Origin of the sequence: Dyadobacter sandarakinus (assembly GCF_016894445.1) — a bacterium.
Taxonomy (GTDB): domain Bacteria; phylum Bacteroidota; class Bacteroidia; order Cytophagales; family Spirosomataceae; genus Dyadobacter; species Dyadobacter sandarakinus.
This window is the reverse complement of record NZ_CP056775.1, coordinates 2294079-2307286: the sequence shown is the minus strand read 5'-3', so window position 1 is coordinate 2307286 and position 13208 is coordinate 2294079. Positions and strand designations below refer to the sequence as shown.

Here is a 13208-nt window from a genome sequence, read left to right as displayed (position 1 = left end):
AAAGATCTTGTACAAAGGGGAAATTGATCTACAATTGTATCTCAATGCCGCAAGGGTTTGTGAAAGCTTACTGAAAAGGTGAAATGCGGGACGGTCAGCTTGAAAGTTCCTGGTAAGAAATCAGGATAATAGCGACAACGGCCATAGCGAGTCCCCACATCTTCAGCCGGTTTAGTTTTTCCCCGTAAATCAGCCGGGCTGCAAGTGCGCTGGCCAGCATCGTCAGGATATTGTAAACCGGGAAAACGAATGCAGCGCTGTTGCCGAATGAACCGAGCGCAAGAAGAAGGAAGTACAACGAAAGAAAGTTGGGCACGCCCAGCACCAGGCCGCCGACAATGCTGCGCAAGGTCAGGATTTCGTTGTTTGCAAAAAGCCTGTACAATAACAATGCAGTACCGCAGATGATGGCACCCGCGCAGGCAATGATCATGAAAACGGTCGTTTGCCCGGGCTGGTAAAAGCGGGAAGACAAGTAGTTGATGAGAGTATTATTGGTACCTGATGCTATAAATGTAAGCACCGGAAGCAGCCAGAGTACTGCATCAGCCCGTTTTTCAGTTCCGGACGTTTTGCAGATCGCACCCAATGCAAGTGCCCCGACAGCCAGTACAAGTCCCAGGTAGTTGTAAAAAGTAAAATCTTTATGATTGTTTTTGAAAATAAACAAACCGAAGATGACAGGTATGACCAGCGACATGTTGGCCGCCAGGGACGAGGCGGTAACACTTACCCGCTGGGCTGTCTGGCCGATGAGCAAAAAGGCCGTGACAAACATGATTCCGAGTGCCAGCGTCAGTAAGGTCCCCGCAGAACCAAAGTCGACCTGCGCAAAAACAGAAATGTCGGGCGTGAGCAGGAGGCCCGTGGCGACACAGGCGTAATAGTTGAACACCACCGCATGGAAGGAATTGATCTGAAAACGCGGATATGCCCGCATGATCAGGTAAAGAGCAACCGTAAAAATGACAGCCAGTAAGAAGTACAGCATAAATGATGACTACAACTGTCCTGAGATAAGCTCATCCACAATGCGCGGGTAGTGCTGGTGTTCGAGCACGTGGATTTTGGTGGCTACATCCGCGGGAGTATCTGTCGGCAGTACCTCGCAGCTCGCCTGAAAAATCACTGCACCTTCATCATAATGCTCGTTGACATAGTGGATGGTAATGCCCGATTCTGTCTCCCCAGCCTGTACGACCGCCTCATGGACGAAGTCGCCGTACATTCCCTTGCCTCCGTATTTGGGCAGCAGCGCAGGGTGGATGTTGATCATCTTATCAGGGTAAGACCTCACCAGCTCGGCCGGCACAAGCATCATAAAGCCTGCAAGTACAATCAGGTCGATGCGTTCATTCTGAAGTATTTCCAGGATTTTGCCGGTTTCCGCAAACAACTTTTTATTAAAAACCACCACGGGCACCTGGTACTTCATCGCGCGTATGATCACACCTGCCTGCGGATTGTTGGTCAGAATAAGTGAGACAGCCACGTCCGTTCTCCCGGCGAAGTGTTCACAGATTTTCTCAGCATTGGACCCGGAGCCGGATGCAAAAATGGCAATTCGTTTCATTATGAATGCAGCTGGATATGGTTTGTGCGGCCAAAAGTAAAAAAAGAACGGCTGCCGATGCATACCGGCAGCCGTTTTTAGGATTTTACAGCAGCTAAAATATCTTCGTCAGCTGGCTCGATGCGACGAGCTTGCCTTTCCGGTACGTTTCATTTTTAACGTCCCAAAGAACACCGGGTGCACGGTAGGATATACTTTGCATTTCCATTTTTACCGGGAAACCCATCATCATTTCCATGTGCATGTCCGAGTTGATCCGGTAGGCATCGTAGGTACCCGCGGGTACTGTAACTTTTTCCAATGCGGCTACATTCCTGTTTCTCAGCTGCATATTAAACTTCACCGGAATGGATGAGGAGTTACCTTCCCCTTTCAGAGAGGCATCTTTCAGCTTTTGTCCGACGGTCAGATCGGACGGTATCTCGATGTTTTCGGACGTATAGCGCATTTCCATATTCTTGAACGATTTCAGCTGCTCTTCACTGATCAGGGAGCTCGCGTCAATGGAAACGGTATTTCCGTTGCAATGCATCTGGTAGTCGTTTTTCATCACCGATTTTCCTTTCTGGTCCATGACCTCCATAGCAAGTGTCAATGCCAGTCCGGCCGCTTCCTTTTCCACTTTCGTTACCTTATATACGATATGTCCCGAAAGCTTCCCCTTCCCGTCGAAAGTATCCATTTCAAAGCCGCTTCCTTCTTTCATCGCGATCCCTGCGCAGGTTTGTGCAAATACATTTACGGCGGATACGAGCATGCAAAACATCAAAGTCATCAATCGATTTTTCATAGCCATATAACTGTTTAGTAGAATGTTAGGCTATAAATATACGCCCTGCGGCCCGGTAGTGATGGCAGGTGTGGGATGAATTGATTTAGAGGAAAAGATGGCAGGTCAGGCCCAGATCATTGTGAGCAGCCCCAGCAGCATAACTACTTTGCACAATCCGCTGATCTGGTGAAAGTCACGGCGCGTATCGGCCTGGGAAAGCCTGAGCACCAGTACGCCGACCGGAATGAGCAAAAGGAAAAATAACAGCACAAGCGGACCATTGTCCAATGCACGTGCCATGACAAAAAGGGTTATGATAAAAACCGCAATGACCACGTACAGGAACGTTTTGGTACGACGCAAGCCCCAGATGATCGGCAGGGTGCGGCAGCCGTGTGCCTCATCGCCACGGATATCTTCCATGTCTTTCACAATTTCCCTAACCAGGGAGATAAAAAAGGAAAAGATCGCATAGATGAATACCAGATGCCGGTTTTCGGGGTACCGCAGGGTAAGGATCAGGAGCGTCATCCCGGTAAGCAGTGAAACAATGAAGTTGCCGATAAACGGTAGACGCTTGTAGCGCGCCGAGTAAAACCAGAGCGAGGTAATGGAAATCACATTTACAATAAAAATATAAGGACTGACGATCAGCCCGAGTACCGCCCCAAGCACATTCAGGACCTGATGCGCACCGATGGCCCAGCGTCTTTTCATATACCTTCCCACGACAACCCGCTCGGGTTTGTTGACGATATCGATTTTGATATCAAAATAATCATTGATGATGTATCCCGCCGCGGCAATGCAGACGGTGGACAGCGAAAGTACAAACAGGTCGGGGTCGGCGATGATCCTGCGCCACTCGTGCCGGGGACCAATGAGGAGTATGCGGGTAAGGTACTGGGTGAGTGCGACGATGACCAGGTTGCTGATGCGCACAAGCCGGGCACTACCGGCTACGTAATCCCACAGTCCTATTTTTGGTCGCGCAGACACACTCATGAAGGTTTGAAAAGCAAATGGAGGTTTGGAGACTAAAATTATTCATTTTATCCCATTAACGTCAATTCATGACATCTTTATCCATTTTGTGGGATAAAAAACGCCTATTTGTTGTTAATCGCTTAACGTCTGAACTCTGAGCAGCTTTTCTGCAGTCAGACTTTCACTTTCTTGAATAAAACTATGAAAATAGGCATCGTATGCTATCCCACCTTCGGGGGGAGCGGGGTAGTGGCTACCGAGCTTGGAAAAGCGCTCGCGAAAGTCGGTCACCAGGTTCATTTTATCACGTATTCTCAACCACAAAGGCTCGATTTCTTTAACGAAAACCTTTATTATCACGAAGTTAACATTCCGGCATACCCGTTGTTCCAGTATGCGCCGTATGAGTCGGCCCTGTCCAGTGAAATGGTGCATGTGGCTGCCAGTGCTAACCTCGACCTCCTGCATGTGCACTATGCCATCCCGCATGCCTCGTCGGCCTACCTTGCCAAACAGATACTTGCACAACAAGGCGTGCATATTCCCGTAATTACAACGCTGCATGGTACCGACATTACCCTGGTGGGTAAGGATGCTTCCTACGAGCCGGTGGTAACATTCAGTATCAACCAGTCCGACGGAATTACCAGCGTATCGGATTCCTTGAAAAAAGATACCTACGCGCATTTTAACATCACCAAAGACATAGAGGTGATCCCCAACTTTATAGATCTCGACCGGTTTAACCGCCAGAAAAAGGATCATTTTAAAACGGCAATTTGTCCCAACGGAGAGAAACTGGTCGTGCATACTTCCAATTTCCGCAAGGTGAAGCGCATTGACGATGTGGTCCTGATATTTGAAAAACTTCGTAAAATACTTCCCAGCAAGCTGCTTCTCGTAGGCGATGGTCCCGAGCGGGCCCGTATTGAGCGTTATTGCAGGGAGCTGGACATGCTTTCGGATGTGCGGTTTTTGGGTAAACTGGATGCGATTGAAGAAGTATTATCAGTTGCTGATCTGTTCCTGATGCCCTCGGAGACAGAGAGCTTTGGACTGGCCGCGCTCGAAGCAATGGCTTGCGAAGTGCCACTTATTACTTCAAATGCAGGTGGCCTGCCAGAGTTGAATGTACATGGCGTTACAGGTTTCCTGAGTGATGTGGGAGATGTGGATGATATGGTTAAAAATGCGGCATATATCCTGGACGAGGCCAATCTGCCTACATTCAAGGCCAATGCATTGGCCCGTGCGAAGGAGTTTGACGTAGCAAAGATTGTTCCGCATTACGAAGCTTATTACGAGCGTGTAGTAGAGAATAGCAAAGCCGTAGCTGTTTAGGTACGGAATTTTTACCTTTACCCCAGTGCAGGACCATCGGTGGATTTGGTGGAATTAGTGTGATTATTTTGGTAGGTTTACGTCATACACTCAGGAAAAAGTTTCAGACATGAAAATATTATTCAACATATTCCTCATTCTCATACTTCTGATTGCATTTGTACCGCTTTTCAGAAGATTTGTTTTTCACTTGCTCGTAGGACGTCAGATTATCAAGGAGCAGCAAAAACAATATAAGGCACAGCAGCAAAAGCAGCAGCGTCAGCAAGGCAGGCAGGGTGTGCGTGTCGATAATGTACAAACCCAGCAGGGACGCTCTAATTTCCAGGGTGGCGAGTATGTGGATTATGAGGAGGTAAAATGATTTTCTAGCAAAAAGAAGAGCCGGTATCTCAAAAATGCCGGCTCTTCTTTTTTTGATACCACAAGAAATCACTGATTGTTTTTTATAAACAGGCTGGCCGGATACAAAGCTTTTATTTCCATTTCCCTCAAAACAGAAAACCCGCATTTTGCGGGTTTTCTGTTTTATTAAGATAGGTATCGGGACTACCGGCTCAGGTACAGGTTCCGCTCTCCATAAACTTTCTGAAAGAATTCGTCTTCCAGGCTGTCGATGAAGTAAATACCTTCGCCTGTGGACTTCATTTCGGGGCCGAGTTCCTTGTTCACGTTCGGGAATTTATTGAAAGAGAACACAGGGATTTTAATGGCCCAGCCTTTTTTGTATGGTTTGAAATCAAAGTCACTTACCTTCTTGTCACCCAGCATCAGCTTGGTCGCATAATTTACGTAAGGTTCTTTGTAAGCCTTGCAGATAAAAGGAACCGTCCGGGAAGCTCGCGGGTTGGCCTCAATTACGAATACAACTCCATTTTTGATCGCAAACTGTACGTTGATCAAACCTTTCACGTTCATGGCCAGCGCAATTTTGCGGGTATGCTCCTCAATCTGCCTGATTTCGTCTTCCGAGAGATCGAAAGGTGGCAATGTTGCATGCGAGTCGCCGGAGTGGATACCAGCCGGCTCAATGTGCTCCATTACGCCGATGATATATGCATCTTCCCCGTCGCAGATCGCGTCAGCTTCTGCTTCCAGTGCTCCTTCCAGGAAGTGATCCAGCAGGATGTTGTTGTCGGGAATATCGTGCAGGATCTTCACTACATGCTGTTCCAGCTCTTTTTCGTTGATCACGATCTTCATGCTCTGTCCGCCCAGTACATAGCTCGGACGAACCAGCAGCGGGAAGCCCAGTGACCTCGAAAGTTCAACCGCCGCATCGGAAGTACGCACCGTGCCGAATTTCGGGAAAGGAATATTGAGGTCTTCCAGCAGCGACGAGAACCGGCCGCGGTCTTCGGCCCAGTCGAGCGAGTGGTAGCTGGTACCGATGATCTTGATACCGTATTTTTCGAGCTTCTCAGCCATTTTAAGAGCTGTTTGTCCACCCAGCTGTACAATGACGCCTTCCGGTTTTTCGTGCTCAATGATATCAAAAACGTGCTCCCAGAATACGGGCTCGAAGTACAGCTTGTCCGAAATATCCGGGTCTGTAGAAACAGTTTCAGGGTTACAGTTCACCATAATAGTTTCGTATCCTGCTTCCTTGGCGGCAAGTACGCCGTGCACGCACGAGTAGTCAAATTCGATTCCCTGACCAATGCGGTTAGGACCCGAGCCGAGTACCACCACCTTCTTGCGGTCACTCACCACCGATTCATTGTCCGGATAGTCCTGCGAAGTATTGAAAGTGGAGTAGTAGTAAGGCGTTTTGGCCTCAAATTCGGCTGCACAGGTATCTACACATTTATACACACGGTTAATATTCAGAGCTCTGCGACGGTCGTATACCTTGCTTTCCTTGGTTCCGAGCAAATGCGCAATCTGGCGGTCTGCGTAACCTTTCTGCTTTGCAGTCAGGAGCAGTTCACGCGGCAGGTCTTCCAGGTCGTACTTCTCAATCTGGTGTTCCAGCTCGATCAGCTCCTCAATCTGGCGCAGGAACCAGGCGTCGATGCGCGTGAGGTTCTGAATGGTCTTGAAGGACAAACCGATTTTAAATGCGTCGTAAATATGGAATAGCCTGTCCCAGCTCGGGTTTTTCAGACTATGTTTGATCGCCTCCTGGTCGCGGAGCTCACGTCCGTCGGCACCCAATCCGTTTCTGCGGATTTCGAGCGACTGACACGCTTTTTGCAGCGCTTCCTGGAAATTGCGTCCGATCCCCATCGCTTCACCAACGGATTTCATCTGTAAGCCCAGGCTGCGGTCAGCACCTTTGAATTTATCAAAGTTCCATCGCGGAACCTTTACAATAACGTAGTCGATTGAAGGTTCAAAAAATGCAGAAGTACTGCCGGTAATCGGGTTGATCAGCTCATCAAGATTATAGCCGATTGCCATTTTTGCAGCAATTTTTGCGATCGGGTAACCCGTTGCTTTCGAAGCCAGGGCCGAAGAGCGGGATACGCGCGGGTTGATCTCGATGGCAATGATATGATCATTTTCAGGATTGACAGAAAACTGCACATTACATCCTCCCGCAAACTTTCCAATGCCGTCCATCATCTTGATGGCCAGGTCGCGCATTTGCTGGTACAGGGTATCCGGGAGCGTCATGGCCGGTGCCACGGTGATGCTATCGCCGGTATGCACACCCATCGGGTCAAAGTTTTCGATGGAGCAGATGATGATGAAGTTGCCGTTGTTGTCACGCAGCAGTTCCAGCTCGTATTCTTTCCAGCCCATCACACTTTGTTCCACCAGTACTTCGTGTACCGGGGACGCGTGCAGACCGTAGTTCAATGCTTTATCAAAATCTTCTTCTTTTTCAACAAAACCGCCACCAGTACCACCCAATGTGAAAGAGGGACGGATCACCAGCGGGAAACCAATTTCCTGCGCAATTTCTTTTCCTTCCAAAAATGACCTGGCGGTGCGGCCTTTACACACATTCACACCAAGTTCCAGCATTTTCAGGCGGAATTTTTCGCGGTCTTCGGTGGTTTCAATCGCTTTAATATCCACACCGATAATCTCGACATTGTACTTTTTCCAGATACCTGCCTTATCGCAGTCAATGGCCAGGTTCAATGCGGTTTGTCCGCCCATGGTCGGCAGTACCGCATCGATCGGCCTGCCCATGGCTTTATGTTTTTCTAAAACTTCAACAATGTACTTTTTCTCAAGAGGAAGCAAATAGACCTGATCTGCGCTGATCGGGTCAGTCATGATCGTCGCAGGGTTTGAGTTGATCAGGACAACCTCTATACCTTCTTCTTTCAGGGATCGGGCGGCTTGTGAGCCGGAGTAATCAAACTCGCATGCCTGACCGATGATGATGGGACCTGAACCGATAATCAGAACGGACTTGATATTCGAATTTTTGGGCACAGTGAATGGTAATTTGTGGATATGAGGAAATTAACTACTATCAACTTTTGGGAGAAGCCTGAAGAAATTTGCAGGGGTACGTCCAAAAATTCCACAAAGTTAATTTACATATTCGAAAAAGCAGGAAGAACGCTCACAAATCGCCTGTTTTTTTAGATTTGTAATATTTAACATTCGATAATCAAAATACTGCAGGTGTTTTGCCCCTTTATTGCAGCGGTACGATTGCCGGAGCGGAGATATCGAAGTCACGAAGACGGAGTGGAACATTTCCATCGGCCCCAAACCGCCACACAGACCGGTTGCCCGGGATATTGGGATAGTAGCCGATGCGCAACTGCAGGGTATTGAAAGTAAGGTTTTCATTACGTAAACGCAGCCCTAGCCCATAACCCTGATACACGGGACTATCCCAGAGTGAAGGAACCCCATTGACCAGCCCGATGTCTGCAAATACAAAGTAGGCGATCCGGAAACCCAGTAAACTCTTGTCAGAAAAGAACACCGTCTCAGTACCGATCGTAAGCCGCTTGGTACCGATAAGCTGCTCACTGTTAATGCCCCGTATACCCTGCTCCCCGCTGATGTTAAGGTAGTCGAGCGGATCCCGGTTGACACCATGTGTGTACCTGAAAGTCAGAAACTGCCTGAAAAAGCTGTATCCAAACGGAATAAGATTGCTGATATAGTTGACCTGCCCGGCCAGGGTGCCCTGCTGCGCTTTGCCTTCCTTGAAGTAGGAGCCTACATTGATGAGGGTGTACATATAGCCCAGGTTGTGCGGCAGGTAGTGGCCCGTGGCATATTGCAGGCCGCCGTATCCGCGTGCCCCGAACTCTGTATTCTCCCTTCCCACCGTCATGGCAAACAGATTACCCACCGGTACGTCCTCAGTTCGTCCGAATCCGTAAATCAAAACGTCGCGCTTGTAGTTCCGGTTTGAAAAACCAAGGCTGGCAAGTGTGGCACTCCGGTTCCAGTAAATCTTGTTCAGCTCGGGTGATACCTGCGGGCGCTCACTGAATACGAATTTGTTGTGTCGTAAAGCGACCACCAGGCGTGAATTTTGGGCGAGCCTACTCTCGGGAAAGGGGAACTTGAACGCGCGCCCGAGCCAGATATCGTAATATTTGTAATCTGTCGGGAAAAGCGGCACCTGCACCTCGGTACTATCCAGAAACCGCTTGTATTGGATCGTTTTGCGATGTGCTGCCTCTACGGCACCGGCGTACCGGGTTTCGTTGGTCAGGAACCTTCTGAAAAACCGGATGGACTGCTCCTTGATATCGCGCTCATAAATGAAGCTGGCCTGTCCGGTAATGAAAGTTTTACCAATGTAGGGTACCGTGTAAATCGTCCTGAACTGAAATTTCTGAAGTGTATCGCGACTATCCCAGCGGATACCCGTACGTTGCGAATGCGTGGTTCCGCGCACATTGATATCCTCAATGCCCAGTCTGAACTTGCTGAAGTTATTGAAGCTCCCGGAAAAGTTGAGCGACCAGGCATCCTGCACCAGAACTACCACATCGGCCATCCAAGTCACGTCTTTCCGGGGAATGACGATAATCCGCGCATCCACGATCGTGCGGTTTTCACGCAGCAGACGCTCATTGTCTTTCAATACCTGTGCCTGGATATCGTCGCCTTCCGAAAAGAGAAGGAATGACCGCCTGATAATTCCTTCCCGGGTATTGGTATGCAGGTTTTTACTCAGGAATCTTTCCAGCCTGTTGCCGACCCGGGTTGTGTCGTATACGGATTCGCCCAGTATGTCGAGCTGCCGGATGTAAATTTTACGGATTACCATCCCCTCGAAGGGTGTGAAGGGATTTGTTTCAATTTCCTTGACCTCCGTCACCTGCCCCTGGTTGTATACATCCCTGAAAAGCAGACGGTAAACAGCCCGCGAAAACTTGCTTTTCGACATCCGGGCTTTGAGATTGGTGTACCGTATGCTATCCCTGCTGTACACCTCAAGGCTGTCGGGATTTTGTGCCGCAGCAAGGGTTGATACCAACATGAACACCAGGAAATATCTAAACATGGGCACTACCTATTCCAGACAACAGACTTAATGTTAACGCGCTTATGAAAGATATATGGTTGTTGGGGGTGGTAAATGGTTGTACTAATATGTAAAAAAAGCTGCAGAAAAGTTACTTACGCGCAGCATCATTGATCTGACTGACTGTTTTTTCAAGGGCACTCGGAGGGGAAGCGTTTTTCTCAGCGAACTTTCCGCTACGGCGCACGAGTGCAAAAGTGGCATAGTCCAGCGGGTTCAGCCTGAAAAGCAGATCCATACTTTGCTGGGCGTTCAGGATCATGTGAATGCCGCGCAGCTTGTGCCGCACGATGTACTGGCGGATCAATGCTTCGGAAACCTCGTATTCTTCTCCTGCCAGGTGCACAAACACGAACACCGCATCCTCCGCTACCGATGCCTGCAAAGCTGGAATAAACTCCATTTCCGAGCGGCTTTTCGCGTCTTCAAGGTTCCACTTGCTGATGTATACCGGGCGGCCTTTGTACTGGTCGAGAATGCCGTTGAGCCAGCTTGTGCCCCGGTCGCGCGAGGCTGTGAGATAATAGTCAGGAAGTACTTCGGTAGGGGTTGTTTTTACGTCACGGAACTCGACCATTTTCCGGATATCGGCACTGTCTTTCAGTTCAAGCTTCACCAGTTCGTCCAGTGACTCCCTGAATGCCGGAACCGCATTCCTTCCCTGTACGTGCCGATTCAACAACGATTGCTGCCGGTAGCTGAACTTGTACAGATTTCTTGCCAAATACCGCGCTTTCAGAAATTCAGCGCCGGGACCTTCAAACAATTCACCATAAATCCGCGCTTCCCGTTCATAGTTGAAGAGGAGGTTCAGGGTAGTTTCATTTTTTGCAAACAGTTTGTTCAGGTTGTCCAATGCTGTTTTTTCAGTCACACCTTTGAGGTTCACTTCGTCCAGGAAGCTGCGATCGGACGGTGACAATCCCGGGGAATAATCCCTGATCAGCGATGCCATGAGCTTTACCGGTAAAGAGTTGGTTCTTGCCGGATTAGTATATTTGATTTCCTGCACTTTGTAATCGGCATATTCACCAAACCTGCTCGCCCAGAGTACCCGCTGGGAAGTGAGCGGAGCTTTGCGCAGCCGCTGCAGGCTGTCGAGCAGGTTTTTGGAAGGATCATAGCGGCCGCTCAGGGCATGTTCGTACAGGAGCTGCAGACTCTCATCCGCGGTCAGTGATTCTATCCATTGTTTCAGGTCAGGGGATAAAGTGCCGGTATTCGCCACATCGTTGAGCGGCATGTTTTTCAGCTTCGCACGGGTGGCCACTGCACTGATCGCTTCCTGGGCATCCTGCTGCCAAAAATATTTGAAAAACTGAGGACCCAGCGTAGCTTTCGGATTTTCGGCGCTGGAACCGGGCACCGGCTTGGTCGATTGGGCAAGCTTGTTTTCGGCAGTGAGGTAGGCAAAGTATTGGTTGTTGGCATCCGCATTTACACCCGAAAAAATAAAAAGCCTGGAAGGTTTTCCCAGCGAGTCACCGTCAAAGGTTACTTCCAGCGTGCCGGGTGAGCCCAAGAAAGCGGTAGCTGCCCGGCCTCCGTAATCGAGGTAAAATTCTTCTTTCGCAAACAGCATCGGCAGCGAGATACGGAAAGTACCATCAGCCTGCAAAGGCGCCTGCCGGCTCAGCTCGGACTGGGGCTGCAGAATGTTGTTGCGGGAAAAGGTAATGGAAGGTGCCTGCCGGTAAAGGCGTCCGCTCAGGTTAAGGATCCGGCCTTTAATGATAATGGAATCAGCTGGTGTGCACAGGGCCGGAAGTGAGCATAAAAGCAATATCGGCAGGAAGATGAAGCGCATACTTTGGAAATTAATTTAACGAAAAATAACGAGGCTTTTCGTCCCTGCCAAATTTTTCGCAGATTTCCGCCGCCAGCCTGACAGCCGGCTAGCGCCTGTCTTCCGACGAAACACGTTCCTGTGTCGTGCCGTCTTCAAACCGGATGTAAATACCATGATACCGCCCCTCCACAGCATAGTCGCGGCGTAGCGGATGCCCATCCCAATCCTCCGGCAGCAAAATGCGCCTCAGGTCGGGGTGGCCGGTAAATGCAATACCCATCAGGTCAAAAATTTCGCGCTCGTGCCAGTCGGCTGTACGCCAGATGTGGCTCACCGTAGGTATAGCAGGAAGCGGAGTGCCTGCCTCATTTCTCGCAAACACCATTTTCAAAACAAGATCACGGCCGTACGGAATAGAGGTCATATTATAGATGAGCTCCATGGTACCCTTTTCCGGTCCGTTATCAATGGCCGTAATGCACGCAAGAAAGTCGAAAAACAACCTCGGATCAGCATGCAGGAATGCACAGATGTCTGCAATGCCCGATGCCGGAATGAGCAATGCGGGCTGCGGATTGCGCATATCGGCTTCAATTGTGTACTGTGGAAAGTGCGCCTTTACAAGGTCGGTAAGTTCCTGAAAATCCATAAATCGAGTAATTATTGGTTTACGGCCTCAGCCTCCATTTCCAGAAACAGGTCGGGAGCCAGCGGATGTTCGCCCCTGATTTTTTCCTGCAACCGCATAAAACCGCCGATGAGGGCTTCGGGCCTGGGCGGACAGCCGGGAACATAGACGTCTACCGGTATGATCCTGTCCACACCTTTTACCACATGATACCCATGTTCCCAGTAAGGACCACCGCAATTGGAGCAACTTCCCATGGATATTACGTAGCGCGGCTCGGGCATCTGCTCGTAAAGCCGACGGATCCGGTCGGCCATTTTAAAGGTTACCGTACCGGCCACAATCATTACATCAGACTGCCTGGGCGAGGGCCTGGGCAGAATTCCGAAACGTTCGAGGTCGTAATTGGAAGCGTACGTGGCCATCATTTCAATCGCACAGCAGGCGAGGCCGAAGCCCATAGGCCACAGCGACGATAGTCGTGCCCAGTTCATCAGGTCCTCCGCATTGGTCAGGATGATACCTCCGTCGCCATTTTTAATACTTTCACTCATCTTATATATCTCTTATCCGATGGTACGGATATTGCTCTCTAATGTTCAGAAAAATAACCAACTTTGACAAGAAAGGGTTTCCCGAAATCAGCATGAAGGAGGC

At 49.4% G+C, this 13208-nt stretch carries 11 protein-coding genes; 2 read left to right on the top strand and 9 right to left on the bottom strand.

What is annotated here, in order from left to right:
* Positions 1–94: 94 nt before the first annotated feature.
* The 4 genes from HWI92_RS09295 to HWI92_RS09280 form a co-directional block, all read right to left on the bottom strand.
* The gene (locus tag HWI92_RS09295) at positions 95–991 is read right to left on the bottom strand and encodes a hypothetical protein (protein ID WP_204663039.1); all 897 of its coding nucleotides are present in this window, start codon (positions 989–991) and stop codon (positions 95–97) included.
* 9 nt (positions 992–1000) lie between these two features.
* A complete protein-coding gene (gene purN / locus HWI92_RS09290; RefSeq protein ID WP_204663037.1) occupies positions 1001–1573 on the bottom strand; it encodes a phosphoribosylglycinamide formyltransferase in 573 nt (190 codons plus the stop codon).
* Positions 1574–1667: 94 nt separating this feature from the next.
* Positions 1668–2363: a TapB family protein gene (locus tag HWI92_RS09285; protein ID WP_204663035.1), complete on the bottom strand. Its 696-nt coding sequence runs from the start codon at positions 2361–2363 to the stop codon at positions 1668–1670.
* A gap of 105 nt (positions 2364–2468) precedes the next feature.
* Entirely contained in the window at positions 2469–3350 is an 882-nt protein-coding gene (locus HWI92_RS09280) for a geranylgeranylglycerol-phosphate geranylgeranyltransferase (protein ID WP_204663033.1), read from the bottom strand.
* Between the two features lie 183 nt (positions 3351–3533).
* On the opposite strand from HWI92_RS09280, the gene bshA reads away from it, so the two are divergent.
* Positions 3534–4673: an N-acetyl-alpha-D-glucosaminyl L-malate synthase BshA gene (bshA, locus tag HWI92_RS09275; protein WP_204663031.1), complete on the top strand. Its 1140-nt coding sequence runs from the start codon at positions 3534–3536 to the stop codon at positions 4671–4673.
* 109 nt (positions 4674–4782) lie between these two features.
* Complete coding sequence (locus HWI92_RS09270) at positions 4783–5037, top strand: DUF4834 family protein (protein ID WP_204663029.1); 255 nt, start codon at positions 4783–4785, stop codon at positions 5035–5037.
* A 185-nt stretch (positions 5038–5222) separates the two neighbouring features.
* Here HWI92_RS09270 and carB read toward each other — a convergent pair whose 3' ends face one another.
* From carB to nuoB, 5 genes are all read right to left on the bottom strand, one after another.
* Positions 5223–8066: a carbamoyl-phosphate synthase large subunit gene (gene carB, locus HWI92_RS09265; RefSeq protein ID WP_204663027.1), complete on the bottom strand. Its 2844-nt coding sequence runs from the start codon at positions 8064–8066 to the stop codon at positions 5223–5225.
* Positions 8067–8274: 208 nt separating this feature from the next.
* A complete protein-coding gene (locus HWI92_RS09260) occupies positions 8275–10089 on the bottom strand; it encodes a hypothetical protein (RefSeq protein ID WP_229249235.1) in 1815 nt (604 codons plus the stop codon).
* Between the two features lie 136 nt (positions 10090–10225).
* Positions 10226–11941 carry a hypothetical protein gene (locus HWI92_RS09255; RefSeq protein WP_204663023.1) on the bottom strand — a complete coding sequence of 572 codons (1716 nt, stop codon included), beginning with the start codon at positions 11939–11941 and terminating at the stop codon, positions 10226–10228.
* An 88-nt stretch (positions 11942–12029) separates the two neighbouring features.
* Positions 12030–12572: an NADH-quinone oxidoreductase subunit C gene (locus HWI92_RS09250; RefSeq protein ID WP_204663021.1), complete on the bottom strand. Its 543-nt coding sequence runs from the start codon at positions 12570–12572 to the stop codon at positions 12030–12032.
* Between the two features lie 11 nt (positions 12573–12583).
* Positions 12584–13105, bottom strand: coding sequence for an NADH-quinone oxidoreductase subunit NuoB (gene nuoB, locus HWI92_RS09245; protein ID WP_204663019.1), 522 nt, complete (start codon positions 13103–13105; stop codon positions 12584–12586).
* Positions 13106–13208 lie beyond the last annotated feature (103 nt).

What these genes read in the sequence shown, in the direction of transcription:
- HWI92_RS09255 (WP_204663023.1), bottom strand. Translation starts at nt 11,941, where the DNA reads ATGCGCTTCATCTTCCTGCCGATATTGCTTTTATGCTCACTTCCGGCC.
- bshA (WP_204663031.1), top strand. Translation starts at nt 3,534, where the DNA reads ATGAAAATAGGCATCGTATGCTATCCCACCTTCGGGGGGAGCGGGGTA.
- HWI92_RS09285 (WP_204663035.1), bottom strand. Translation starts at nt 2,363, where the DNA reads ATGAAAAATCGATTGATGACTTTGATGTTTTGCATGCTCGTATCCGCC.
- HWI92_RS09270 (WP_204663029.1), top strand. Translation starts at nt 4,783, where the DNA reads ATGAAAATATTATTCAACATATTCCTCATTCTCATACTTCTGATTGCA.
- HWI92_RS09260 (WP_229249235.1), bottom strand. Translation starts at nt 10,089, where the DNA reads ATGTTGGTATCAACCCTTGCTGCGGCACAAAATCCCGACAGCCTTGAG.
- HWI92_RS09250 (WP_204663021.1), bottom strand. Translation starts at nt 12,572, where the DNA reads ATGGATTTTCAGGAACTTACCGACCTTGTAAAGGCGCACTTTCCACAG.
- HWI92_RS09280 (WP_204663033.1), bottom strand. Translation starts at nt 3,350, where the DNA reads ATGAGTGTGTCTGCGCGACCAAAAATAGGACTGTGGGATTACGTAGCC.
- HWI92_RS09295 (WP_204663039.1), bottom strand. Translation starts at nt 991, where the DNA reads ATGCTGTACTTCTTACTGGCTGTCATTTTTACGGTTGCTCTTTACCTG.
- nuoB (WP_204663019.1), bottom strand. Translation starts at nt 13,105, where the DNA reads ATGAGTGAAAGTATTAAAAATGGCGACGGAGGTATCATCCTGACCAAT.
- purN (WP_204663037.1), bottom strand. Translation starts at nt 1,573, where the DNA reads ATGAAACGAATTGCCATTTTTGCATCCGGCTCCGGGTCCAATGCTGAG.